This is a genomic window from Halioglobus japonicus (assembly GCF_001983995.1).
GTDB lineage: Bacteria > Pseudomonadota > Gammaproteobacteria > Pseudomonadales > Halieaceae > Halioglobus > Halioglobus japonicus.
Genome location: NZ_CP019450.1, coordinates 2,594,555 through 2,619,742 on the forward strand (window position 1 = coordinate 2,594,555; position 25,188 = coordinate 2,619,742).

17 protein-coding genes and 1 pseudogene are annotated in these 25,188 nt (G+C 58.3%); 9 read left to right on the forward strand and 9 right to left on the reverse strand.

Annotation, left to right across the window (positions count from 1 at the left end):
* Positions 1–7: 7 nt before the first annotated feature.
* Positions 8–1,306: a serine--tRNA ligase gene (gene serS, locus BST95_RS12310; protein ID WP_084199798.1), complete on the forward strand. Its 1,299-nt coding sequence runs from the start codon at positions 8–10 to the stop codon at positions 1,304–1,306.
* Entirely contained in the window at positions 1,306–2,688 is a 1,383-nt protein-coding gene (gene cysG / locus BST95_RS12315; protein WP_084199800.1) for a siroheme synthase CysG, read from the forward strand. Before serS ends, cysG begins: the two co-directional genes overlap by 1 nt.
* Positions 2,689–3,018: 330 nt before the next feature.
* Here cysG and BST95_RS12320 read toward each other — a convergent pair whose 3' ends face one another.
* The gene (locus BST95_RS12320; protein ID WP_084199802.1) at positions 3,019–4,674 is read right to left on the reverse strand and encodes an electron transfer flavoprotein-ubiquinone oxidoreductase; all 1,656 of its coding nucleotides are present in this window, start codon (positions 4,672–4,674) and stop codon (positions 3,019–3,021) included.
* Positions 4,675–5,000: 326 nt separating this feature from the next.
* Here BST95_RS12320 and BST95_RS12325 point away from each other — a divergent pair, with 326 nt between their 5' ends.
* Positions 5,001–5,753 carry an electron transfer flavoprotein subunit beta/FixA family protein gene (locus BST95_RS12325; RefSeq protein WP_084199804.1) on the forward strand — a complete coding sequence of 251 codons (753 nt, stop codon included), beginning with the start codon at positions 5,001–5,003 and terminating at the stop codon, positions 5,751–5,753.
* A complete protein-coding gene (locus BST95_RS12330) occupies positions 5,750–6,679 on the forward strand; it encodes an electron transfer flavoprotein subunit alpha/FixB family protein (RefSeq protein ID WP_084199806.1) in 930 nt (309 codons plus the stop codon). Before BST95_RS12325 ends, BST95_RS12330 begins: the two co-directional genes overlap by 4 nt.
* A gap of 240 nt (positions 6,680–6,919) precedes the next feature.
* On the opposite strand, the gene BST95_RS12335 is transcribed toward BST95_RS12330, so the two are convergent.
* From BST95_RS12335 to BST95_RS12345, 3 genes are all read right to left on the reverse strand, one after another.
* Positions 6,920–8,095, reverse strand: coding sequence for a cation:proton antiporter domain-containing protein (locus BST95_RS12335; protein WP_084199808.1), 1,176 nt, complete (start codon positions 8,093–8,095; stop codon positions 6,920–6,922).
* A gap of 106 nt (positions 8,096–8,201) precedes the next feature.
* Positions 8,202–8,633 (reverse strand): DUF934 domain-containing protein, encoded by a 432-nt coding sequence (locus BST95_RS12340; protein WP_066059021.1) that lies wholly within the window; start codon positions 8,631–8,633, stop codon positions 8,202–8,204.
* A complete protein-coding gene (locus BST95_RS12345; RefSeq protein ID WP_084199810.1) occupies positions 8,626–10,281 on the reverse strand; it encodes a nitrite/sulfite reductase in 1,656 nt (551 codons plus the stop codon). Before BST95_RS12345 ends, BST95_RS12340 begins: the two co-directional genes overlap by 8 nt.
* A 207-nt stretch (positions 10,282–10,488) precedes the next feature.
* Here BST95_RS12345 and BST95_RS20150 point away from each other — a divergent pair, with 207 nt between their 5' ends.
* Positions 10,489–10,611, forward strand: a complete 123-nt coding sequence (locus BST95_RS20150) for a methionine synthase (RefSeq protein ID WP_189520390.1) — start codon at positions 10,489–10,491, stop codon at positions 10,609–10,611.
* A gap of 28 nt (positions 10,612–10,639) precedes the next feature.
* On the opposite strand, the gene BST95_RS12350 is transcribed toward BST95_RS20150, so the two are convergent.
* Positions 10,640–10,870, reverse strand: coding sequence for a DUF2970 domain-containing protein (locus tag BST95_RS12350; RefSeq protein ID WP_066059027.1), 231 nt, complete (start codon positions 10,868–10,870; stop codon positions 10,640–10,642).
* A 14-nt stretch (positions 10,871–10,884) separates the two neighbouring features.
* Positions 10,885–14,571: a methionine synthase gene (gene metH, locus BST95_RS12355; RefSeq protein WP_084199812.1), complete on the reverse strand. Its 3,687-nt coding sequence runs from the start codon at positions 14,569–14,571 to the stop codon at positions 10,885–10,887.
* Between the two features lie 151 nt (positions 14,572–14,722).
* Here metH and nfuA point away from each other — a divergent pair, with 151 nt between their 5' ends.
* Positions 14,723–15,298 (forward strand): Fe-S biogenesis protein NfuA, encoded by a 576-nt coding sequence (nfuA, locus tag BST95_RS12360; RefSeq protein WP_066059033.1) that lies wholly within the window; start codon positions 14,723–14,725, stop codon positions 15,296–15,298.
* Positions 15,299–15,595: 297 nt separating this feature from the next.
* Here the strand turns inward: nfuA and BST95_RS12365 are convergent, their stop codons facing one another.
* Complete coding sequence (locus tag BST95_RS12365; protein WP_084199814.1) at positions 15,596–16,672, reverse strand: 3-deoxy-7-phosphoheptulonate synthase; 1,077 nt, start codon at positions 16,670–16,672, stop codon at positions 15,596–15,598.
* A gap of 124 nt (positions 16,673–16,796) precedes the next feature.
* Here BST95_RS12365 and BST95_RS12370 point away from each other — a divergent pair, with 124 nt between their 5' ends.
* Positions 16,797–19,478, forward strand: coding sequence for a PD-(D/E)XK nuclease family protein (locus BST95_RS12370; protein WP_084199816.1), 2,682 nt, complete (start codon positions 16,797–16,799; stop codon positions 19,476–19,478).
* Positions 19,475–22,828 carry a UvrD-helicase domain-containing protein gene (locus BST95_RS12375; RefSeq protein WP_084199818.1) on the forward strand — a complete coding sequence of 1,118 codons (3,354 nt, stop codon included), beginning with the start codon at positions 19,475–19,477 and terminating at the stop codon, positions 22,826–22,828. The genes BST95_RS12370 and BST95_RS12375 overlap by 4 nt, the downstream gene beginning before the upstream one ends.
* Here BST95_RS12375 and BST95_RS21380 read toward each other — a convergent pair.
* Positions 22,821–23,602 (reverse strand): annotated as a pseudogene (locus tag BST95_RS21380) (TIGR03619 family F420-dependent LLM class oxidoreductase). The gene BST95_RS12375 and the pseudogene BST95_RS21380 sit on opposite strands and share 8 nt — an antisense overlap.
* A gap of 156 nt (positions 23,603–23,758) precedes the next feature.
* Here BST95_RS21380 and BST95_RS12385 point away from each other — a divergent pair.
* Complete coding sequence (locus tag BST95_RS12385; RefSeq protein WP_084199820.1) at positions 23,759–24,481, forward strand: NAD-dependent deacylase; 723 nt, start codon at positions 23,759–23,761, stop codon at positions 24,479–24,481.
* A 25-nt stretch (positions 24,482–24,506) separates the two neighbouring features.
* On the opposite strand, the gene BST95_RS12390 is transcribed toward BST95_RS12385, so the two are convergent.
* Complete coding sequence (locus BST95_RS12390; RefSeq protein WP_084199822.1) at positions 24,507–25,115, reverse strand: hypothetical protein; 609 nt, start codon at positions 25,113–25,115, stop codon at positions 24,507–24,509.
* Positions 25,116–25,188: the final 73 nt, after the last annotated feature.

The window sequence follows — 25,188 nt, forward strand, 5'->3', positions numbered from 1 at the left end:
ACACATTATGTTGGATATCAAGGTCGTTCGGCAGGACCCACAAGCGGTTGCCGACGCACTGAAGAAACGCGGATTTGAATTTGACGTGGCCGGGTTTGTTGCCCTGGACGCGCGTCGCAAGCAGGCCGACGTGGAATCCCAGAATCTGTTGGCAGAGCGCAAGGCTGCATCGAAGCAGATTGGTGCGTTAATCGGCCAGGGTATGAGCGTAGATGACGCCAAGGCCCAGGTGAACGAAACACTGGAGAAAATTGCTGCCCAGATCGACGATCTGACCGGCGAAGCCAAGCAGGTACAGGCCGAGCTGGAAGACCTGTTGCTGGCCGTGCCCAATATCCCTGCAGACGAGGTTCCCGAGGGAGCCTCGGAAGACGACAACGTAGAGGTCGCCAGCTGGGGAGAACCTACTGCACTGGCGTTCGAAGCCAAAGATCATGTGGAGCTCGGTGAAGCACTGGGCGAGATGGACTTTGAGACGGCGGGCAAAATCACCGGCTCACGTTTCAACGTGATGTACGGCAATGTCGCCCGCATGCATCGCGCGCTCATTCAGTTCATGCTCAACCTGCACACCGGCGAGCATGGTTATAGCGAGATCTACGTCCCCTACATTGTGAATCGCGATTCCCTGCGTGGCACCGGACAGCTGCCCAAGTTTGAAGAGGACCTGTTCAAGCTGGAGACGGATCAGGGCTACTACCTGATCCCCACGGCCGAGGTGCCTGTGACCAATGTGGGCCGCGATCGTATATTTGACGATGCGGAACTGGGTGAGCAGGGCGTAAAGTTCGCCTGCCACACGCCGTGTTTTCGCAGCGAAGCCGGCAGCTACGGACGTGACACCCGCGGTATCATTCGCCAGCACCAGTTTGAAAAGGTCGAACTCGTGCAGTTTGTACGCCCAACACAGTCTGACGACGCCCTCGAACAGCTCACCGGTCACGCGGAGAAGGTGCTGCAACGGCTGAACCTGCCGTACCGCAAGGTGATTCTGTGTGGCGGTGACATCGGTTTCTCCGCCCGCAAAACCTACGACCTGGAAGTGTGGCTGCCGGCGCAGAACACCTACCGTGAGATTTCCTCCTGCTCCAACTTCGGTGATTACCAGGCCCGCCGCATGCAGGCGCGCTGGCGCAACCCGGAAACGGGCAAGCCGGAGTTGCTGCACACCCTCAATGGCTCTGGCCTGGCTGTAGGCCGCACACTTGTCGCGATTATGGAGAACTATCAGCGCGACGACGGCAGCATCGAAGTGCCCGAGGCACTGCGACCCTACATGGGTGGCGCCGAGGTGCTCAGCGCCTGATGCAATACCTACCGGTCTGCTTCCGCCTCAAGGACGCGCCAGTTGTATTAGTGGGCGGGGGCACCGTCGGCACCCGCAAGGCGCGTCTGCTGCTCAGGGCAGGTGCAAACCTGACGGTGGTTGCCCCCGAGATCAGCGATGAACTCGAGGGCCTGCTCGCAGAGCACGGCGGTATCTGGCAGCGCGCGGAGTACACAGAGACCGATTTGCATCACAAGCGCCTGGTGGTGGCCGCTACGCCCAATCGCGCTGTGAACGAGCAGATTCACGCCGACGCAACGGCTTTGAACCTGCCGGTGAATGTGGTCGATTCGCCGGATTTGTGCACGTTTATCTTTCCCTCCATCGTCGACCGCGATCCGCTTATCATCGCCATTAGCAGTAGCGGCCGCAGCCCGGTGCTGGCGCGTCAACTGCGCCGCAAGATCGAGGCCATGGTGCCCGGCGCCTACGGCGCATTGGCAGAATTTGCAGGTCGCTATCGCGATCGAGTGAAGCAGGCCATTCCTGAGGAGACGCCACGGCGCTTGTTCTGGGAGCAGGTGATGGAGGGCACAGTTGCGGAACAGGTCATGGGCGGCCGTGAAAGCCGCGCCGAGGAGCTCCTGGAAGAGCAACTGGCTAACACTGAAGCTCATTATGTCGGTGAGGTATATCTCATCGGTGCAGGCCCGGGCGATCCGGACCTGATGACATTCAAGGCCGCGCGCCTGTTACAGACGGCCGACGTGGTGCTCTACGACCGCCTGGTATCGGAACCGATTCTGGAAATGGCGCGCCGCGATGCGGAACGCATTTACGTTGGCAAGCGCCGCGATGATCACGCGGTGCCACAAAACGAGATCAACCAATTGCTGGTAGACCTGGCGAAAGAGGGCAAGCGGGTAGTGCGCCTCAAGGGTGGCGACCCCTTTGTATTTGGCCGCGGCGGCGAAGAAATCGAACTTCTGGCCCAGCACCAGGTACCTTTCCAGGTCGTGCCCGGCATTACCGCAGGCAACGGCGCGGCCTGCTACTCGGGCATACCGCTAACCCATCGCGACCACGCCCAGTCGGTGCGTTTTGCCACGGGGCATCTCAGGGATGGCAGCATTAATCTGGACTGGGAGCAGTTTCAGTCAGAGACGGAGACGCTGGTGTTCTACATGGGGCTGGTGGGTCTGCCGGTCATCTGCGAACAACTTGTAGTCCATGGTCGACGAGCCGATACGCCGATCGCACTGATTGAACGGGCGACGACCAAAGAGCAGCGCGTGCTGACGGGTACCTTGTCGACGATTGTAGAGATCGTTGAGCGTGAAAAGCCTCGAGCTCCTACGCTGATCATTGTGGGCAGTGTGGTTTTGTTGCACGATGATCTTGCCTGGTTTGGCGGGCGTTAGGTTTTCTCTCGAGCTCACCCGACAGAGGTGCGGCTAGATATTGTCGGCGCTATTCGTTTTTATCTATGTGTGCCTGTTTGATGTCACTGCACGATGGTTCCGCTTGGTTCCGTGGTCAATGGGCCTGTTCTGAATAGCCCGCACAGGCACGGCATTAGCCCTTCCGGGACCACTTCAAGCCCATCCACGGGACGCCAAAGCGACCGCATGGATGTGCTTGTGGCGGTTTCCGAGAAGCTTCAGGCAGGCCCGGGCAGGCTAGCCAGAATAAAACCTACAGACACAAAAAAGGCGAGCCGAAGCCCGCCTTTTCAGTACCGAACAGGAGGCTTACATGTTCGGGTAGTTCGGACCGCCGAAACCTTCTGGGGTCACCCAGGTGATGTTCTGGGAGGGGTCCTTGATGTCACAGGTCTTACAGTGAACACAGTTCTGGCCGTTGATCTGGAAACGCTTGCTGCCATCTTCCTCTTCAACGATCTCGTAAACACCTGCAGGGCAGTAGCGCTGCGCCGGCTCATCCCACTTCGGATAGTTCACATCCATTGGAATGGAAGCGTCCTTCAGGGTGAGGTGGCAGGGCTGATCTTCCTCGTGGTTGGTGTTCGAGAGGAATACCGAGGAGAGACGGTCGAAGCTGATCTTGTTGTCCGGCTTGGGGTACTCGATCTGCTTGGCTTCAGCCGCGGGCTTCATGGTCGCGTAGTCAGGCTTGTCGTCATTCAGGGTGAAGGGCAGTTTGCCGCCGAAGATGTTCTGATCGAGCCAGACCATGGCGGAGCCAATCAGGAAACCGAACTTGTGCATGAAGCCGGAGAAGTTACGGGTGGTGTACAGCTCTGCGTAGGCCCAGGAGGCTTCGAAGGCCGTTGCAAAGCTGTCCAGGTCAGATTTGCGTTCTTCGCCCTGGCCAATCGCTTCGACTACGGCTTCAGCCGCAACCATACCGCTCTTCATGGCAGTGTGGTTACCCTTGATCTTCACTGAGTTCAGGGTGCCGGCATCACAGCCAATGATCAGGCCTCCGGGAAAGTGCATCTTGGGAAGCGAGTTGTAGCCGCCCTTGGTGATGGCGCGGGCGCCGTAGGTGAGGCGAGAACCGCCTTCGATCACCTTGCTCACGGTGGGGTGGTGCTTCCAGCGCTGGAATTCCTCGAAGGGGCTCAGGTGCGGGTTGGAATAGTTTAGGTCGGTGATCAGGCCCAGGAATACCTGGTTGTTCTCGGCGTGGTACAGGAAGCCGCCGCCGGTGGCGCTGTTTTCGGACAGGGGCCAGCCCAGGCCGTGTTCTACGGTGCCTTCATCGTGCTTGGCGGGGTCGATTTCCCAGATTTCCTTGATGCCGATGCCGTAATGCTGGGGGTCTTTGCCCGCATCCAGGCCGAACTTCTCGATCAGCTGCTTGCCCAGGTGGCCGCGGCAGCCTTCGGCGAACAGGGTGTACTTGGCGTGCAGCTCCATGCCGGGCATGTAGGAGTCCTTGTGGCTGCCGTCTTCGGCAATGCCCATATCGCCGGTGGCGATACCTTTGACGCTGCCATCTTCGTTGAACAGCACTTCAGAGGCGGCAAAGCCCGGGTAGACCTCAACACCCAGTCCTTCGGCCTGCTCGGCGAGCCAGCGGCAGACATTACCCATGGAGACGATGTAGTTACCGTCGTTGTGGGTGGGCTTGGGAATAAAGAAGTTGGGCAGGGTGATAGCGCCGGTAGCGCTGGTATAGAAGTAGAACTTGTCACCTTTCACCTTGGTGTTTAGTGGGGCACCCAGTTCCTCCCAGTTGGGGAACAACTCGTTCAGGGCGCGGGGCTCTAATACAGCACCAGACAGGGTGTGAGCGCCGACCTCGGAGCCTTTTTCCACGACGCAGACAGTGATTTCCTGCTCTTTCTCCTGAGCCAGCTGCATGATGCGACAAGCGGCGGACAGGCCAGCAGGGCCGGCGCCGACGATGACGACATCAAATTCCATCGATTCTCTTTCCACGGTGTGTTCCTCGTAATGTGTGGCGCCTGCCCGGGGAGCTGCCAGCCCCGGGAGATGCTTTCGTGTGTAGCAGCGGGCCTCTTGTAAGTTCGAGCCCGTCTCCCCAAAGGTGCGCAAGTATATAATTTTTAGGGATAAATGACTATAAATCAGGGTGATGGCGAGAATCATCAATATGGCGCATTTAGTCTACTTTCGTGTCGTTTATCGCCCTTGACCCGAGGGGGCAATATGGGCAAGATACCCCGCCGAAACACCATGTACCGGGCGCTTTTTGATCGCCCTGGCACCGCAAACCCACCCTTAACAATCGTATTGGAGAATCCATGAAGGTTCTTGTCGCCGTTAAGCGCGTCGTTGACTACAACGTCAAAGTGCGCGCCAAAGCCGATGGTAGTGATGTTGACCTGAATAACGTCAAGATGGCTATCAACCCCTTCTGTGAAATCGCTGTAGAAGAGGCTGTACGCCTCAAGGAAGCGGGCACAGCAACCGAAGTTGTTGCCGTATCTATCGGCGACAAGTCTTGCCAGGAGCAGATCCGCACCGCACTCGCACTGGGCGCAGATCGCGGCATCCAGGTTGAGACTGAAGGCTCTGTAGAGCCCCTCGTAGTAGCCAAGCTGCTCAAGGGTGTCGTAGATAAAGAAGAGCCCCAGCTGGTCATCCTGGGCAAGCAGTCCATCGATGGTGACAACAACCAGACTGGGCAGATGCTGGGCGCCCTGGCGGGTATGCCCCAGGGTACTTTCGCTTCTGAAGTCGTTATTGATGGCGACAAAGTGAACGTAACTCGTGAAGTTGACGGCGGTCTGCAAACAGTTGCATTGAACCTGCCTGCCATCGTCACTACTGACCTGCGTCTGAACGAGCCGCGCTACGCTTCTCTGCCTAACATCATGAAGGCCAAGAAGAAGCCGCTGGACGTCATGACTCCCGCCGATCTCGGCGTAGAAGTCACTTCCCACCTGGCTCAGGTGAGTGTTGAGCCGCCCGCCGAGCGTCAGGCCGGTATCAAGGTTGAAGATGTTGATCAGCTGATGGATAAACTGAAGAACGAGGCGAAGGTGATCTCATGAGCACTCTGGTAATTGCAGAACACGACAATGGCTCCCTGAAGGGCGCTACTCTGAACGCGGTAACTGCTGCCCAGGCGCTGGGTGGCGACATCGACATCCTGGTAGCAGGTGCTGATTGTGATGGCGCAGCCCAGGCTGCTGCCGCTGTTGCTGGCGTTTCCAAGGTACTGGTAGCTGACAACGCTGCCTACGAGCACCAGCTGGCAGAGAACGTCAGCCTGCTGATCGCTGAAGTTGGTGCTGGCTACGACAACGTCGTTGCTCCGGCCACCGCCAACGCCAAGAACAGCATGCCGCGCGTTGCGGCGCTGCTGGACGTGGCCCAGATCTCCGAAATCATCTCGGTAGAATCTGCTGACACTTTCAAGCGTCCTATCTATGCCGGTAACGTTATCGCTACTGTTAAGAGCAGCGATGCGAAGAAAGTCATCACCGTACGTACCACAGCATTTGACGCTGCCTCCGCCGAAGGCGGTTCTGCGGCTGTTGAAGCTGTAGGCGCAGCTCACGATGCAGGCATCTCTGCCTTCGTTGGTGAAGAAGTGGCTGTTTCAGATCGTCCCGAACTGACTTCTGCTCCCATTGTTATCTCCGGTGGTCGCGGCATGCAGAACGGCGAAAACTTCAAGCTGCTGGAAGGTATTGCCGACAAGCTGGGTGCCGCTATCGGCGCATCTCGCGCAGCGGTTGACGCTGGCTTCGTTCCCAACGACATGCAGGTTGGTCAGACAGGTAAAATTGTCGCTCCTGACCTCTACATCGCCGTGGGCATCTCCGGCGCGATCCAGCACCTTGCTGGTATGAAGGACTCTAAAGTCATTGTTGCTATCAACAAGGACGAAGACGCTCCGATCTTCCAGGTTGCCGACTACGGCCTCGTAGCGGACCTGTTTGACGCGCTGCCTGAGTTCGAAAGTAAGCTGTAATTCAGCTGCTTTTTGAATCTGCGAAGAACCGGCCCTTGTGGCCGGTTTTTTGTTTCTGGCAGGTCTATCTGGTTCGAGATCGCCAGTCATCCTTCTGAGACCGCTGCAAGGCCATCCATGGCTCCCGACGATCTCAGATGAATGACTGTCGATCTCGACCCTTGTTCGGTCGCGTACGTTGAGAATCTAACGGAAGTGGTTGGGTGTGTCCTTGATCGTTCCGGCTAGCCAGAGTCGTACCTAGTCCCGCCGCAAACGATCAGAAATAGCGATCGGCGTCGGGTAGTTGAACACCACGATATAACTAGACGCAAGCAGGGTGATAATCGTTGTTGCCTGGATCAACAGTGAGGCCTGTTCGCTGATCAGTGCAGCGCCGACTGCCACGTAGGCAATGAGTAGCGAGAACTCCGAGGCTTGGCCCAACCGAAAGCCCAGGTCCCACGCCAATACGCGCTTTTCGCTGACGCCCTTGAGTAAAAAGCGATAGACCAAGGGCTTGAGCCCCAGAACCAGTACAGCCAGCACCAGCGCCGGTATCCACACCGTTTGCAGCATGGCCAGGTCAAAGCGGGCGCCCACCGAGAAGAAGAACAGGATCAGGAAAAAGTCGCGCAGCGGTTTGAGATTGACTGCGATGTACTGCGAGATCGGACTGGTGGCAATAGTGATGCCTGCGATGAAGGCCCCGATTTCCTCGGATAAACCCAAGGCTTTGGCGGCTTCAGCCATGCCCAGACACCAGCCCAGGGCGAGCAGGAAGATGTACTCGTGAAAGCGATCGAAGCGGGCGATGAGTGGGAGTAAGACATAGCGCACGCAGAGCAGGGCGAGGCCGCCCAGCACCGGCAAACCCAGCAGCGATATCGCCAGGGTCTGGCCCATGCTCTCGCCGCCATCGCCGGCGGCCGCACTGAACAGCACCATTAGCACGATGATGGCCAGCAAATCCTGAATGAGCAGCAGGCCGATCATCAACTCGCCGATGTGGCGGTGGTGTAACACCGTGGTCGGCAACAGCTTGATACCGATAATGGTGGAGGAGAACATCATGGCTGCGCCGACGACCAGGGCGTCTGTGGTGGCGTAGCCGAAGGCATAGGCAACGCCAAAGCCCATGGCCAGGAAAATCGCCGAGCTGAACAGCGCCACCACTGTGGACTTTCTGAGCGTGGCCCATAGCGCCTGGGGCTGCATATCCAGGCCGAGCAGGAATAGCAGGAAGATAATGCCAATATGGCCGATGTCGGCAAGGAGTTTGGTGTCGGTGACCAGTGACAGTCCGTAAGGACCGATGAAGGCGCCCAACGCAATGTAGGCGATGATCAGTGGTTGACGAGTGGCCAGTGCTAGCGAAGCGAAGAGTGCCGCGCCGCTAAAAATCAGGAAGAATGAAAAAGTGATTGAGACATCCATTCAGGCAGTGTAATCAAGCCGCCCGTGGATAGGAAATAGTTTTATAAACAGTGGCTTGCTGGCGGAATATGGCGCTGCTCCGCGGATGGGAGCAGCGCCAGGATGTTCAGGCGCGGCGACGGAACAGCGGATCGGCCTGATTTGCCGAGGCCTGGTAGTACTCGCTGAAATCGGCCAGGCTGGCCAGCGAGGGTTCCAGCAGGCTTTCGTCGTCGAACTGGAAAGCGTCAAAACCGCAGCGGCCGAGGTAAGTCAGCTGGTCGCGGATGAAGTGACCCACCGCACGGATTTCGCCGGTATAGCCACGATCGCGCAGCTCGCGAGCGTAGGAGAAACCGCGGCCGTCCATGAACGTCGGGAAGTTCACCATTACCAGCGGGATCTCATCGATGTGATCGATCAGCGGTGCCAGTATTTCACCTGGCTCCAGGATCACAGCGCGGCTGGCGCGCTCTTCACATTCCAGCCACTGCTCCAGGTCCAGCACTTCGGGGCTGGTGTCTTCGACAATAGCGCCGTTCTTGATCAGCTTAGGCATAAACTTTCTCCTTGAAGGGGGCGATGCCTACACGGCGGTAGGTGTCGAGGAAGTTTTCCTCTTCGGTGCGCAGGTCGACATAGGTGCCGAGGATTTTCTCCATCACATCCGCCATGTCTTCCTGTTTGAAGGACGGGCCGAGGATTTTGCCGATGGAGGCATCCTTGGACTGGCTGCCGCCGAGGCAGACCTGGTAGAACTCTTCGCCTTTTTTGTCGACGCCGAGAATACCGATGTGACCAATGTGGTGGTGGCCGCAGGCGTTCATGCAGCCGCTGATGTTCAGTTCCAGTGGGCCCAGGTCGTAAACATAGTCCATGTCGTCGAAGCGGGCCTGGATGGATTCGGCCACGGGAATCGACTTGGCGTTCGCCAGGGCGCAGTAGTCGCCGCCGGGGCAGCAGATCATGTCGGTGAGGTAGCCAATGTTCGCGGTGGCCAGGCCCGATTTTTGCAGTGTTTGCCAGAGCTCGTAGAGGTCCGCCATGGGCACGTCTGCCAGCACCAGGTTCTGCTGGTGGGTGCTGCGCAGTTCGCCGAAGGAGAAACGGTCGGCCAGATCGGCAACGAGTTCCAGTTGTTGATCGGTAATATCGCCCGGCGCATAGCCTGTGGCTTTGAGGGAGATATTGACGATGCGGTAGCCATCAACGCGGTGAGCGACAGTATTGCGCTTCACCCAGTTAGCGAAGATAGGATCGCTTGCGCCTTGCTCGGCGAGGGCGGCTTCCGCTGCTGCAGCGTCGATCTGGGCGTACTCCGGTTCAGTGAAGAAGGAGCTGGCGCGCTCGATCTCGGCGTCAGTCAGCGTGGTGGGGCCATCTTTCAGGTGTGCCCATTCCGCTTCAACCGCCTCACGGAAGGCGTCGATACCCATGGCTTTTACCAGGATCTTGATCCGCGCCTTGTACTTGTTGTCGCGGCGGCCGTGCTGGTTGTATACCCGCAGGATGGCTTCCAGGTAGCTGAGCAGGTGCTGCTTTTCGAGGTAGTCGCAAATCTCTACGCCGATAACCGGGGTACGGCCGAGGCCGCCGCCCACGAGTACTTTATAGCCAACTTCGCCGGCGGCGTTTTTGACCAGTTCAATGCCGATATCGTGAGCACGAACCGCGGCACGATCTTCTTCGGTACCGCAGACAGCGATTTTGAACTTGCGAGGCAGGAAAGCAAATTCCGGGTGCAGGGTAGACCACTGACGGATAATTTCGCAGTAGGGGCGGGGGTCGACGAGCTCGTCGCGAGCGACGCCGGCAAACTGGTCGGTGGTGGTGTTGCGAATACAGTTACCCGAAGTTTGGATGGCATGCATCTGAACCTTGGCCAGCTCCGCGAGCATGTCAGGCACTTCGGCGAGCTCCGGCCAGTTGAACTGAATGTTCTGGCGGGTGCTGATATGCACATAGCCCTTGTCAAAGTCGCGCGACAGGCGGGCTACGGTGCGCAGCTGGGTGCTGTTCATCAGGCCGTAGGGCACGGCCACACGCAGCATCGGAGCAAGACGCTGTACATACAAGCCGTTCTGCAACCGCAGTGGCAGGAATTCCTCTTCGCTGAGGTCGCCGGCCAGGTAACGCTCGGTCTGGCCGCGGTACTGGGCCACCCGTTCGTCGAGAATTTTCTGGTCGTACTGGTCGTAAACGTACATCTAGTGTTTCCCGTGTGGATTATCGGACTTTTCGCCGCTTGCAAAAGGACAGCGAGCTTAGCAGATATCGCAGCGTCTTACCGCTGTGCAAATAGTAAGAATATTCATAAGGTTAGAACGGTTTAATCAGCTGCTGCCCATACCCTTGGGATTGTCTGAACTGCTGCTATAATGGCCCGCACTCGGGACCAACATAAGGAGCAAAACATGTCCGAAGAGACACCATCAAAAGACGCAGGTGACGGCGCAGCCGACGCGGTTGCAGCCACCGCCGTTATTTCCATCGTGGTACTGTTCATGTACCTGTGGCTGTCAGGAATGCCTTCCTAAGCCATCGATGAATGGGGCGGGTGGTGGTTTAGCCCGCTCCTTTCAGCACCAGCTGCACAATCGCAATCATTACCGCGATGAACAACAACGTAAAAATGATGCCTGCAGCGATGAATGTTCCCGCCCGACCCTGTTGGAAGTCCCGTTCCCGGTTCTTGCTGCTTTGAACGCCTAGCCCGGCGGCAAACACACTCGATACCACCTGCCACGGTTTCAGGGATTCCTTTTCGCCTGACGTATCATCGGGTTGCTCTGTCATCGACGTTCGGTTCCTCAGTAGCTCAGGTTAGGGCGCAGCCAGCGCTCCATGGTCTCCACCGATTCTCCCTTGCGAGCTGCAATGTTTTCAACCTGGTCTTTGCCAATTTTTCCCACGGCAAAGTAGCGCGCCTCGGGGTGAGCGTAGTAAAAACCGCTGACCGAAGAGGCAGGCGTCATCGCATAGCTTTCGGACAGGCCCACCCCAGTGTTGTTCTCCGCATCCAGAATCTCGAACAGCGTGGCCTTCTCAGTGTGGTCCGGGCAGGCCGGGTAGCCCGGGGCGGGGCGAATGCCCTGGTAGCGCTCGCGGATCAGCTCTTCGTTGCTCAGCTGCTCTTCAGGGGCGTAGCCCCAGAATTCGGTGCGCACCTTGCGGTGCATGTACTCGGCGAAAGACTCCGCCAGACGGTCCGCCAGCGCCTTGAGGAGAATGCTGTTGTAGTCGTCGTGATCGGCTTCATACTGTGCCGCCAGTTCGTCCACGCCGAGACCGGTGGTGACACAGAAGCCGCCCACGTAGTCTTCGACGCCGCTGCCCTCGGGGGCGACATAGTCGGCCAGGCTCAGGTTGGGCTTGGCGCCGGGCTTTTCGGTCTGCTGGCGCAGGTGGTGCAGGGTAGTCAGCACTTCGCTGCGCGCTTCATCGCGGTACAGGGTGATGTCGTCCGCACCGTTGCGCTGCGCCGGCCAGAAGCCGATCACTGCACGGGCGGTGAGCAACTTCTCGTCGACAATGCGCTTGAGCATGGCCTGGGCATCGCGGAACAAATCGCTGGCCTGTTCACCGACTATCTCATCTTCCAGAATGGCCGGGAATTTACCGGCCAGTTCCCAGGTGATGAAGAAAGGCGTCCAGTCGATGGTGTCGACCAGTTCATCCAGCGGGAAGTCGTCGAATACGCGCACACCCGTGAAAGCAGGTTTCGGTGGCTGGTAGCTGTCCCAATCCAGCTGTGGTGCGCGCGCAATGGCAGCGTCGTAGCTTAGTCGCTTGCTGCGTGGCTCGCGATTGGCAATACGCTCGCGCACCTGCTCATAGTTGGCGCGGCGCTCTTCGGTAAAGGCGGTCTTGGCTTCACCCATTAATTGCGTTGCAACCGACACACTGCGCGATGCGTCCGGAACATAGGCGACAATATCGCGGTCGTAGTTCGGCTCGATTTTGACCGCGGTATGGGCGTTGGAGGTAGTGGCACCACCGATGAGCAGCGGCACATTAAAGTCCTGGCGCTGCATTTCAGAGGCGACATGCACCATTTCATCCAGTGAGGGTGTGATCAGGCCGCTCAGGCCAATGATGTCGACGTTTTCGTCGTTGGCCACTCGCAAGATTTCCTCGCAGGGCACCATCACGCCGAGGTCGATAACCTCAAAGTTGTTGCACTGCAGAACAACGCCGACAATGTTTTTGCCGATATCGTGGACATCGCCTTTTACCGTCGCCATGAGAATTTTGCCGTTACTGCTGGCGGCACCGTCTTTCTCGTCTTCGATGTAGGGTTGCAGATAGGCAACGGCCTGTTTCATGACGCGGGCGCTTTTTACCACTTGAGGCAGGAACATCTTGCCTTCACCAAAGAGGTCGCCAACCACGTTCATGCCGTCCATAAGCGGCCCTTCGATCACCTGGATCGGGCGGTCGAAAGCCTGGCGCGCGGCTTCCGCATCTTCTTCAATATAGGTGTTAATGCCTTTCACAAGCGCATATTCGAGGCGCTTGGCCACGTCCTGCTCACGCCAGCTGAGGTCTTCGGTGCGGGCGCCGCTGCCACCGCTGTCGCGGTATTGCTCGGCAATGTCCAGCAGGCGCTCAGTGCCATCGTCGCGACGGTTAAGTACCACGTCTTCGACGGCTTCTCGCAAATCTTCGGGCAGTTCATCGTAAACCGCGAGCTGACCCGCGTTGACGATGCCCATGTCCATTCCAGCGCGAATGGCGTGGTAGAGGAACACGGAGTGAATCGCTTCACGTACCGGGTTGTTACCGCGGAACGAGAAAGACACGTTAGAGACGCCGCCGGAAACGAGTGCACCGGGCAGTGATTCCTTGATGTAGCGGGTTGCTTCAATGAAATCGACAGCGTAGTTGTTGTGCTCTTCAATGCCGGTAGCAACCGCGAAAATGTTGGGGTCGAAAATAATGTCCTGGGGCGGAAAGCCTACTTCTTCGACCAGCAGGTCATAGGAGCGTTTACAGATTTCCTTGCGGCGCTCGAGATTGTCGGCCTGACCCTGTTCGTCAAAGGCCATAACTACAACAGCAGCGCCATACCTCAGGCACAGGCGGGCTTGCTCCAGGAACTCATCTTCACCGGCTTTCAGGCTGATAGAGTTCACGACCGCTTTGCCCGCAATACATTGCAGGCCGGCCTCGATGACGTCCCACTTGGAGGAGTCCACCATGATAGGAACCCGGGCGATGTCAGGCTCGGAGGCCACCAGGTTGAGGAAGGTCACCATGGCTTCCTTGGCATCGAGCATGCCTTCATCCATGTTGATGTCGATGATCTGCGCGCCATCTTCCACCTGGGTGCGGGCAACGTCGAGGGCGGTTTCGTAGTCACCTTCCAGAATCAGGCGTTTAAAACGGGCGGAGCCGGTCACGTTGCAGCGTTCACCCACGTTAACGAACAAGCTGTCTGCCGTGATGTTAAAGGGTTCCAGGCCAGACAGACGGGCGGCGCGTTCGCGCCGGGGAATGACCCTCGGTGCCCTGCCGTCGACGGCGCGACTAATGGCGTTAATGTGTTCAGGCGTGGTACCGCAGCAGCCGCCAGCAAGGTTCAGGAAACCGCGTTCGGCAAAGTCAGCGAAGTCATCGTGCATGATTTCGGGCGTTTCATCGAACTCGCCGAATGCGTTGGGCAGGCCGGCATTCAGGTGGGCGCTGAAATAGCACTCCGCCGCATTCGCCAGTTCTTCCAGGAAGGGGCGGATCTCCTTGTAGCGACGTCCACAGTTACTGCCAATAATCAGCGGCTTGGCGTGTGCCACCGCATTGTAGAACGCTTCCGGGTTGTGTCCGGACAGTACCCGGCCACTGACGTCGGGGAAGGTCACCGAAATCATAATGGGCAGTTCAATGCCGCTCTGGGCAAACGCATCCTTAACCGCGAATACAGCAGCTTTTGCGTTCAATGTATCGAAAATGGTTTCAATGAGGATAATGTCGACATCACCCTCAATCAGCGCCAGAGCCGCCTCAACATAGCTCTCGCGCAGTTGCTCGAAGGTAATGCTGCGGGCGCCGGGGTCGTTGACGTCGGGAGAGATAGAAGCGGTTTTGGGGGTAGGGCCGAGCACGCCGGCCACGAAGCGGGGCTTGTCCGGAGTCTCTGTGGTCACCTCGTCAGCGACTTTGCGGGCCACCTGTGCCGCGGCAAGGTTAAGCTCATAGGCAATGCTGCTCAGGTCGTAGTCTTCCTGGCCGACTGATGTGGCGTTGAAATTGTTGGTCTCGATAATGTCAGCACCGGCCTGCAGGTAGGCGCGGTGGATCTTGCCGACCACCTCGGGGCGGGTCATGCACAGAATATCGTTATTGCCCTTCAGATCGGTGTCGTGGTCGGCAAAGCGCTCTCCGCGGTAATCGTGCTCCTCGAGGCCTTCGCCCTGGATCATGGTGCCCATGGCACCGTCAATCACCAGAATGCGCTGCTGGAGTGCCTTGAGGAGGGTTTCTTTGCGGGTACAGCTCATGATCAACCTGACAATTGTCAAAAAAGGGCGCATCCTAGCAGGTCTTGATAGCTATATCAAAATAATTTGATATAGATTAAGGGCTTGAATGTTAGCCTCCGGGCCCCAATTCACATACCATACCCGACTAAATTACTCTGGATTGTTGTAAATGATCACCATTACCGAAGCCGCTCAGGATTATCTCGCTGAATTGCTCTCCAAGCAGGAAGACGCCCTCGGCGTTCGCGTGTTTATCAATCAGCCGGGCACCCCACGCGCTGAGACCTGTATTGCCTACTGCCGCGATGGCGACGTCAAGGAAGAAGACGAAGAGCGCAAGTACGACAAGTTCACAGCTTACTTCGAGGGTCGCTCGCTGCCGTTCCTGGAAGACGCTCTGGTGGATTACAACAAGGATCGCATGGGCGGCCAGCTCACGATCAAGGCACCCAATGCCAAGATGCCGCGTGTCAACGAGGATAGCCCGTTGGAAGATCGCATTAACTATGTGCTCTACAACGAAGTAAACCCTGCACTTGCAGCCCACGGTGGCGAAGTGAGCCTGGTCGAAATTACCGATGATATGTTCGCGGTGCTGCAGTTTGGCGGCGGTTGCCAGGGGTGTTCTGCGGTGGACCAGACGCTTAAGGGTGGCGTTGAGAAAACGCTGCTCGAGCAACTGCCGGAGCTGTCGGGGGTTCGCGATACGACGGATCACTCTGATCGCTCTCAGGCCTATTACTGATTTAGACGATCGAGGGATTCTGGAGCCGGGCAATGTCCCGGCTTTTTTGTGGCTTAGTTCTTGAAGAGCCGGTTCGGGAGTGCCACACACTGCCAATTGATGCCCGACCCAGGCTCAGGGATAGCTCAGGTGGTTTCAAGATCGTCGGGAGGCATGGGTGCCGGACGCCGAAGCGACCCCATGGACGGGCTCGTAGCGGTCTTGAAACCACCTGAGTTATCTCTGTGCCGGCGTGTTGAGCAGCGCACACAAAAAAGCCGGGACATTGCCCGGCTTCTTTGCAGAAAGATCAGACCGTCAGCCAGCCTGTCGCTCCTTAAGAGCATCCTTAACCGTATCGCGCAGCTTGCGCAGAGTCGCTTCGGTAGTCTCCCAGTCAATACAGCCATCGGTCACAGAAACACCGTACTGCAGGTCGTCGAGGTTGTCGGGGATAGACTGGTTGCCCGCATTGATGTTGGATTCAATCATCAGGCCCAGAATGGAGTCGTTGCCTTCCACCACCTGGTTGCCCACATTCTCAACCACCAGCGGCTGCAACTCAGGCTGCTTGTTGGAGTTGGCGTGTGAGCAGTCGACCATGATGTTGGTGGCCAGGTTGGCTTTTTCCAGTGCCTCTTCGCACAGGCGAATATGGACTGAATCGTAGTTCGGGCCGGCGCTACCACCGCGCAGTACGATATGGCCGTAGGCATTGCCCTTGGTGGTGAACACTGATACCTGTCCCTGGCGGTTAATACCCAGGAAGCGGTGCGGCTTGGAAACCGAGTTCAGTGCGTTGGTGGCTACCGTCAAGCCGCCATCGGTGCCGTTTTTGAAGCCCACAGCAGAGGAGAGGCCGGAGGCCATTTCGCGGTGGGTCTGGGATTCTGTGGTGCGGGCGCCAATGGCGCTCCAACTGATCAGGTCCTGCAGGTACTGGGGTGAAATCGGGTCCAGTGCCTCGGTGGAGGTCGGTAGGCCTAGCTCAAGTATGTCCAGCAATAGCTTGCGGCCAATGTGCAGGCCTTCCTCGATTTTAAACGAGTCGTCCAGATGCGGGTCGTTAATGAGACCTTTCCAGCCCACCGTGGTGCGGGGCTTTTCGAAATACACACGCATAACGATGTACAGGGTATCGTCGAGTTCGTCTGCCAGCGCCTTGAGACGGCGGGCATAGTCCATAGCGGCTTCGGTGTCGTGGATAGAGCAGGGGCCCACAACCACAAACAGGCGGTGGTCCTTGCGGTCGAGAATATCCCAGATGACCTGGCGGCTGTCGGCCACGGTCTGGCGCACTGCGTCAGACATAGGCAGTGCTTCCCACAGTTGCTCCGGTGTGATCAGAACGCCCTGCGAGTCGACGTTAATATTGTGTACTTCGTTGTTGCTCATGGATGTTACCTGATAGAGTAAAACGCTTTCCCTGCCGCAAAAAATAGCGCCACGGCGGCGCGCCATTCTATAGTAGCGAGGCAGGTTTGGATAGGCGCTCTTCAAGGGCGAGCAGGAGGCAACGTTGCCGCAGCAGGCACATCCCGGCACTTACGATTTAACCGTTCTTGCGCCCATACTGGAGCGGGGCGGCGTCATTCTCACCCCTAACCTGCGACTTGGCCGTCGTATTATCGCCGCATGGAACGCGCATCAGGCACAGAGCGGCCTGCAGAGCTGGCCACAGGCACGGGTCTACTCTCTGGAATCCTATCTGGATCGTCGCTGGCGCGCTGCGGTGGCGGGCGGGGAAGTGGCCCCACGCCGATTGTTGTCGGCGATACACCTGAGGCAAATCTGGCAGCGGGTCATTGATAAGGACCAGGCTGGCCACGGCGACTACCACTTGCTGCAAACTGAAGGCGCTGTGGCCCTGGCCCAACAGGCAAGAGAGAATTTGCTGCGCACGAGGGTGGATGTGAAGGACAGTGCGGTCCGCTCCCAGTTTCGTCTGGATCCCGACTGCAGCTGCTATCTGCGGTGGCTGGATGCCTTTGACGGCGAGCTGCAGCAGATGTCTGCAGGGACGCTATCCGACGCTTTGATAGACGTGTTATCGGCGCCAACCATTGTGGCGAAAGACGATATCACGCTGCTGGATTTCGACGATGTGCCGCGCCTGTACCGGGACGTTCTGGAGCGGCTGAGCTTTCGCTGCGAGGAAGCGCACAGTGATGCAGCGCCGGTGATGCCCCGGGTTTTTGCCTATCCAGATCGTCGCAGTGAACTCGATGCGGTCGCGGAGCGGGCGCTGGCCCAGTATCGCGCAGCCCCGGATATGACCCTGGGTATTGTGCTGTCGGATATGCAGGGCGACAGGGCGGCAATGGAGTATGCGCTGCGCCGTGCGTTTGACTGTCTCGGCGATAACTACACTTCGCTGCCGGTTAATTTTTCCACGGGTATCCCGCTCGATCGTGCGCCAGTGGTCAGAGATGCGCTCGGCTTGCTCGATATCAATCGCGGCGAACTCCCTTACGACGACCTCCTGATGCTGGTCCGTTCCCGCTTTATCGCTCCCAGTGATATGCGCGGGGAGAACCTTGTGAGCCTGTTGCGCCGTATTGCCGACGATGGCGCTGCGGCCATTGACCTCGGGCGCTTGCGCTACCTTGCCCAGCAGGTCCAGGTGGAGGAAGAGCGGGGCACGGCCTTCGGAGAGGCACTGCGTCGCACAGATGAGCTGCGCCTGCGCCACCTGCGCCAGTTACCCTCTGCGTGGGTGCAGAGCTTTTCAGACGTTCTTGCCTGCTGGCAATGGCCCGGCAGCGGTCCGCTAGATTCACTTGAGTATCAGCAGGTAGAGCACTGGTATCGGCTGCTGGAAGAATTTGCGGGCTTTGACGATGTCTGCGGCGAGCTTTCTCTCACCGCGGCACTTAGCCTGTTGCGCGATTGTTGTCGCGACCAGATCTCACAACCCCAGACCGCAGATAGCGTGATCCAGGTGTTGGGGCCACTGGAGGCGGCGGGTCTGCAATTCGACACCTTATGTCTGTGTGGGTTTCAGGGCACTCGCTGGCCGGCACCGGCGCGACCAAACCCCTTTGTACCGCTCGCCCTGCAGCGCCAGCACCAGATGCCACACTCGAGTGCCGAACGCGAATGGCAGTACGCGGCTGACCTGATGCGCCTGTATCGCGCCACCTGTCGCGAGATGGTGATTTCTTACGCGGAGGAAATTGACGGGGTGCCGGAGTTGCCCAGTGCGTTGCTGGAGCCGTTCACCAATGAATCACTGCCGCCCACCAATCCCGTGGACCCCGACTGGACAGCTCGCCAGAATGCGGCCATTCGAGAGTCCGTCGATGACCATAACGGACCGGCGCCGCAGGCAGCGGAATTGGCCCAGCTCTCCGGCGGGAGCAGCATCTTGCAGAACCAGGCCGCGTGTCCATTTCGCGCTTTCGCCCGCAATCGCTTGCGCCTCGAACCCCTGGCCGAGCCGGTAATGGGTTTATCAGCCGCTGATCGCGGTACCTTGCTACATAACGCGTTGTTCATTTTGTGGGGAGAAATAAATAACAGCACCACGCTCGCGGGCATGGATAAAACGGCACGCAAACTGGCGGCCGAGCGCGCCAGTGCTGCCGCAGTCACCGAGGTGCCACAGACCACCCGGGAAGTCGCCGGGCTGCACTGTCTCGATCTCGAGAAGCAGCGATTGGCAGGGCTGTTGCAGGAGTGGCTCGACATAGAGTCGCAGCGAGCGCCGTTTACGGTCAGCGAAAGAGAATCCTCCATAGCACTTGAACTCGCGGGTATTACACTGAATTTACGCGTGGATCGAATCGACACACTGGAGGGCGGTGAGCAGTTGGTGCTGGATTATAAATCCGGTCGCAACGGTCTGGCCGACTGGCTGGGTGAGCGTATTGCGCAGCCCCAGTTGCCCCTTTATGGACTCGCCACCGGCGTCAGTGCCGTGAGTTTTGCGCAGATCAGGGCCCGAGACTGCAAATTCACCGGTATCGGCGAGATTGACGGTGTGCCGGGCATAAAGAGTGATGTTGGCACTGCAATAAAACGCTGGCAGCCTGAGATCGAGGATTGGCCGGCGCTCGTCGCGCATTGGCGGGAGCAGTTGTCGGCGCTGGCGGAAGCCTTTGTAGCGGGAGAGGCGGCCGTCGATCCCACTTCAACGGCGTGTAACTTCTGTGGACTGCAATCGCTGTGCCGTATCTCAGTGCAGGAGGCCTCGTTATGAGCATTGTTGATGCCACTGAGCGCCACGAGGCATTGGACGTCACCCAAAGCTTTTGCGTGTCGGCACCAGCCGGTTCAGGTAAAACAGAACTGTTGATACAACGTTTTCTGGCGCTGCTGGGTCGTGTACAACGCCCTGAGCAGGTATTAGCCATTACGTTTACGCGTAAGGCGGCCGCGGAAATGCGTGAGCGTGTGGTACAGGCTATGGCCGACGCACTCCACGGCGTTCCCTGTCAGGGAGATCACGAGCAGGCGACCCGGGCGCTGGCATTGGCTGCCCTGGCACGCAGTGACGAACTCGGCTGGCACCTCACGCGCGACAATTCACGACTGAATATCAAGACCATCGACTCGTTCTGTGCAGGCTTGACGCGCCAGCTGCCGATTCTGAGCCAGTTCGGCGGTTCGGCCCAGGCGGTGGATGATGCAGTGCCTCTGTATCGCGAGGCGGTATCCGAGCTGTTTTCGCTGCTGGAGAGCGCAAGGCCGGAAGCGGAAGACCTGCGCCAGTTGCTGCTGCACTTCGACAATAACTGGGAGCGCCTTGCGGATCTGCTGATGGCCATGCTCGCCAAGCGCGATCAGTGGCATGAACACATGGGCGTGCGGGCCTCACCGGCCGAATCTGAACAACGTTTGCACTCACTGGTGGCAGCATTGGTCGACGAAAAGCTCGCGGAGCTGGCGGCGGTTTTGGCACCGTTTGAAGATGAGCTGTTCGACTTGTTCTGCTACGCGCAGGGCAATCTGGGGGAGCCGGTACCGGATAACTTCCCCACGCCTGTGAGTGACAACCTGGCGCAATGGCGTGCCCTGGTGCAATTGTTGCTTACCCAGGACGGCAAGTACCGACGCTCTGTGAACGTCCGCAATGGCTTCCCTGCCGGCAAGGGTGAGGCCCAGGAGCACAAGGACCATCTCAAGCACCTGCTGGGTCGTATGGGAGAGGTTGCCGAATTGTTATCCGCCCTGCGGGCGGTGACGACGCTCCCTGATATGGGAGGGCATGCCGCTTCCTGGCAACTGGTAGTTCACCTGGCCCATGTGCTGCCTCTGGTCGCAGCGTGCCTGCTGCTGGTGTTCGAGCGGCGCGGCGAGGTGGACCATACCCAGGTGGCACTGTCGGCACTGGATGCACTGGGAGACGACGAGCAGCCCACCGAGCTGGCGCTGCGGCTCGACTACAGTATTGAGCACATTCTTGTCGATGAATTTCAGGACACCGCCATCAACCAGTATCGCCTGCTGGGGCGGCTGACCCGTGGCTGGGGCGAGCACAATCGCCTGAATGCGCAGGCCCCGCGGACCATTTTTATTGTCGGCGATGGCATGCAGTCGATTTACGGATTCCGCAATGCCAATGTGGGCCTGTTCCTGCGCGCTCGACAATCCGGTTTTAACGGTGTGATCCCGGTGGCCATCGACCTGAAAAGCAATTTTCGGTCGAGCGCTTCGGTGGTCGACTGGGTGAATGCAACCTTCGAGGAAGCCTTCCCGCCAGAGGACGATGTGCGTCGCTCCCGAGTGAGCTATACGCCTGCGGTAGCGGTGAAACCGCCGTTGTGTGAGCCTGCAGTAGAGCTGCACGGTTTTCGCGGCGAGAGCGCCGCAGTGCAGGAGGCGCGGTATCTTGTTGATCAGATCGTGGCCGGTCTCGACGACGAGCAGTTTGAGTCAATCGCATTGCTGGCGCGTTCGAGGGGGCAGTTGGCGGCCATTATCGAAGAATTGCGACTGCGTAACGTGGGTTTTGCCGCCGAAGATATGGATCCCCTGGCGGGTTCCCCGGCCATTGTTGACCTGCTCAACCTGTGCCGTGCGCTGGCCAACCCGGCTGATCGGGTCGCCTGGTATGGCGTGTTACGTGCGCCCTGGGCAGGCCTCGATCTGCAGGATTTGCATTGCCTGGCCAGCGCAGCTGCAGATGCACGCTGGCAGAATCTACCTGCGTTACTGCGCGCCAGACAGTGGCCTGAAGCCTTCTCCGAGCGAGGACAGACTGTGCTAGAGCGCCTCGCCGCGTGCTTCGACTGGGCCTGGCACAAGCGTGACCGTCTTGCGCTGCGGATTTGGCTTGAGCAGCTGTGGTTGCGGCTCGGCGGACCACAGTCCCTTGCCAATCCGGCCTACCTGGAAGATGCGCAGCGCTTTTTCGAACTCTTGCAGGAGTGCGGCGAGGTCTGTGGCCGTCTGGACATCGCCTGGTTGGAGCAGCGCATCGCGAGGCTCTACGCCTCCGGCGAAGGCGGCAGTGCAAAATTAAAAGTGATGACACTGCATAAATCCAAGGGGCTGGAATTTGATTGGGTCATCATTCCGGCGCTGGGGCGGGGCACACGGGGTGATAATCGCGATATCCTGCTTTGGGATGACTACATCAGTCCCACGGGAGAACGCGGCTTCCTGTTGGCCGCCGATGACCACGGCGATACCAAAGCCCCGAGCCTGTACAACTTCCTGAAATCCCAACGCAGCGAAAAATCGAGGCTGGAATCCACGCGCTTGCTCTATGTTGGTGCCACTCGCGCCGTGAAGAAATTGACGCTGACGTCGGCTTTGAAAGAATCTGCACAGGCCTCGCCGGGAGAGTCCGCAGAGATCAAGCCACCCTCTGAAGGATCGTTGCTGAGTTGTATATGGCCCACCTTTGCCAGTCAGATGCAGATTCATGAAGCGGTAGAGGAGGCCGCCTTAGGCCCTGTGATCTCGGTAGCATTGCAGCGTGTCACTACGTCGCCTGTACTGCCCACGCCGCCTCTGGCAGAGCGAGAAGACGGCCCCAATATTCCGGAACCCGCCTTTAACCGCGTTGATCGCCATGTGGGGACAGTGATTCACGAGCAGCTGGAATATCTCAGTGCCGCACAGGACCTGCCTGAACAGCTGGGATCAGAAAATATCGAGCGAATGGCCCTGCGCCTGCGTGAACTCGGGGTAGGCGGACAACTGCTGGAGGATGCGCTGCACAGAGCGACACAGGCCGTTAACACGACGCTTGCAGATAGTGATACTGGCCGATGGGTACTGAGCTCTGCCCACAATGACGCGGCCAGTGAATTGGAGGTGGTCGTTGTAGATGCTGAGGGTAGAACGGCAGAACTGGTGATCGACCGGACCTTTGTAGACAGCCGTAGCGGCGTACGCTGGATTATCGATTACAAAAGCAGTGTGCCGTCCGCCGAGGAAAGCCTCGATGACTTCCTCGAACACGAGGCAGTGCGCTACCGCCCACAGTTGTTGCGCTACCGCCAGTGTTTCAGTGAACTAGCTGCTGAACAGGTCAAATGTGCACTGTATTTCACTGGCCTCGGGCGGCTGCAATTGGTTGAGGTTGAAGCGGTTAGCTGAACTGGCTGATCACGTCGTCCGCGAAGCGCTTAATGCTGTCCACCTTGTGTTCCAGTGCTTCGCTGTTACCGTGATAAAACGGCCACGGCATAGTCATGATATGAGTGACGCCGGCATCTTCAAGGCGCCGGTAGCCATCGGCATCCCAGGCATCGTTAGGGGTCGCCATTACCTCGAAAGCTTCATTGCCGCGGCCGAACTCACTGCGCCATTGTTGAATTTTTGCAATCGACTCGATGATGTCTTCGCTGCTCTGTAAGTCGGTCACCCAGCCATCACCAAGACGGGCAGCACGCTTCATAGCGGGATTGGAGATGCCGCCTATCCACAGCGGAATGCGCTCAGTCGGCGCGGGTTCATTTCCATCGGTGCAAACTGGTAGTGCTGACCTTCGTAGCTGACCATCTCGCCGCTCCAGAGTAAGCGCATAATCTCGATCATCTCATCAGCGCGCTTGCCGCGGGTGGTAAAATCCTGCCCCATTAACTCAAATTCATCCCGCGACCATCCGACGCCAAAGGCGGGTGTGATTCGATTATTGGAAATAATCGCCGCCGTGCTGATGGCCTTGGCCACCAGGTAGGGGTTGCGCATCGGTAGCACAAACACATTGTTGGTAAAGCGCAGGTTCTCGGTAATGGCAGCGAGAGCACCAATCATTACCCAGGGGTCAGGCCAGTCGGTAAAGGGTGCCCAGCGCCTGCTGCCGTCCTCGGTATAGGGGTAGGGAGTGTTTATCGTCTCCGGGTTCACCACGTGATCGGAGAATGACATGGCGTGCCAGCCATGGGTGTCTGCGACAGGCGCAAGAGAAGTGAGGTGGGAGACGGAACTAAATGAGGTCGAAAGTACAAACTTCACTGGAGGAATGCCCCTATCGCTAAGTTATTATCTTGCGCTCACTTTAGCCGCTGTGAAGGTTGCTGTCCCTTGAGTCATTCAACTTGTCGCCGATTCGACCACATTGTCATACTGAGCGGAGCGGGGCTGTCCGCCGAGTCCGGTGTGGCGACCTTTCGCGACCCCGAGGGCATCTGGCAGCAATACGACCCTATGGATTTGGCGACGCCCGAAGGCTTTGCCCGCAACCCGTCGCTGGTGTACGAGTTTTATAACGCGCGGCGCAAGCAACTCGACGATGTTGCCCCCAACGCTGCACATCGTGCCCTGGCGCGACTTTGCCGTGAATATCAGGGGCGGGTTTTTCTGGTGACCCAGAATGTCGATGATTTATTGGAGCAGGCCGGATGCTCTGAGGTTTGCCACATGCACGGCGAGCTGCGGGTTGCGCTGTGCACCCATTGCGGTGAGCGTTCAATTGCAGCCACGGCTTTCGACGGCGACAGCCACTGCGTTCACTGTGGCGAGGTGGGAGGGTTGCGTCCGGATATCGTCTGGTTCGGTGAAACGCCGTATCACATGGCGGCCATTGAGCGTGAGTTGAGCACGGCAGATTTGTTTGTCGCGATCGGGACCTCCGGTACGGTATACCCTGCAGCAGGTTTTGTGCAGGAGGCACGCTGGTGTGGCGCCCACACGCTGGAAATTAATCTGGAGTCCAGTGAACGGGCCGATGTGTTCGATGAGCACCGGCTTGGGCCCGCGACCGAGCAGGTCAAACAGTGGGTAGAGGAAATGCTCGCCGGTCAGTGACCGGCGAAGCAGGGGTGAGCGTGTGTTATTTCGCCTCTATATCGGCGCTAACCATGTCCAGTGAAAGAGCAACCGCTTCGCGGTAGATCACTACGATAGTCTGGCCCAGCTCTACGCCGGACATTTTTTCCGGTTCCACATCTTCAATGAGATGAGCGCGGCCATTGGCATCGAGCAGCGTGACCGTGCCGAGCAGTCGGTTCATGCCTTCTATGGTGCAAACCGCGCGGATTAGACGGGCGCCGCCGGCCACCGGCTCGCCATCAACCACACCTTCGCCGCCATCTTCAATCACAACCCAGGGGTTGGCCATTTCTTCTTCCGTGGGCTCGCGAATTTCACCTTCAAGGGCGGCCAGATAGGTCAAACGCAGCTTGTCGCCAACGGTGACATCCTCCAGGCTGACCAGTTCTTCTCTGGCGTGCACAGTAAAGCTGTTACCGAGGGGGCCCTTGAGCGTCACCAGACGGTGCTCGAGATCGATTTCGGTGATCACGGCCTCGACTTCTACCGCGGTGGCCCGCACGTTGGCTTCCTGTGCAGTTGATTCTGCTTCCTGGGCGATGGCTGGGAGGCAAACCGCCGCGAGAGCGATAACAAGCCCGCGCGAGGCGCGGCTGAGGATATTATTCATTTATGCGTTCCTTGTATGAGAGGTATCAAGAGTGCGTACAACGCGTGTCGGCGGCACACTGTTACAACATAGC

Bases quoted from the DNA above. Each gene is read 5' to 3' on its own strand.
- serS (WP_084199798.1), top strand. From the start codon at position 8: ATGTTGGATATCAAGGTCGTTCGGCAGGACCCACAAGCGGTTGCCGAC.
- cysG (WP_084199800.1), top strand. From the start codon at position 1,306: ATGCAATACCTACCGGTCTGCTTCCGCCTCAAGGACGCGCCAGTTGTA.
- BST95_RS12325 (WP_084199804.1), top strand. From the start codon at position 5,001: ATGAAGGTTCTTGTCGCCGTTAAGCGCGTCGTTGACTACAACGTCAAA.
- BST95_RS12330 (WP_084199806.1), top strand. From the start codon at position 5,750: ATGAGCACTCTGGTAATTGCAGAACACGACAATGGCTCCCTGAAGGGC.
- BST95_RS12335 (WP_084199808.1), bottom strand. From the start codon at position 8,095: ATGGATGTCTCAATCACTTTTTCATTCTTCCTGATTTTTAGCGGCGCG.
- BST95_RS12340 (WP_066059021.1), bottom strand. From the start codon at position 8,633: ATGCCTAAGCTGATCAAGAACGGCGCTATTGTCGAAGACACCAGCCCC.
- BST95_RS12345 (WP_084199810.1), bottom strand. From the start codon at position 10,281: ATGTACGTTTACGACCAGTACGACCAGAAAATTCTCGACGAACGGGTG.
- BST95_RS20150 (WP_189520390.1), top strand. From the start codon at position 10,489: ATGTCCGAAGAGACACCATCAAAAGACGCAGGTGACGGCGCAGCCGAC.
- BST95_RS12350 (WP_066059027.1), bottom strand. From the start codon at position 10,870: ATGACAGAGCAACCCGATGATACGTCAGGCGAAAAGGAATCCCTGAAA.
- metH (WP_084199812.1), bottom strand. From the start codon at position 14,571: ATGAGCTGTACCCGCAAAGAAACCCTCCTCAAGGCACTCCAGCAGCGC.
- nfuA (WP_066059033.1), top strand. From the start codon at position 14,723: ATGATCACCATTACCGAAGCCGCTCAGGATTATCTCGCTGAATTGCTC.
- BST95_RS12365 (WP_084199814.1), bottom strand. From the start codon at position 16,672: ATGAGCAACAACGAAGTACACAATATTAACGTCGACTCGCAGGGCGTT.
- BST95_RS12375 (WP_084199818.1), top strand. From the start codon at position 19,475: ATGAGCATTGTTGATGCCACTGAGCGCCACGAGGCATTGGACGTCACC.
- BST95_RS12390 (WP_084199822.1), bottom strand. From the start codon at position 25,115: ATGAATAATATCCTCAGCCGCGCCTCGCGCGGGCTTGTTATCGCTCTC.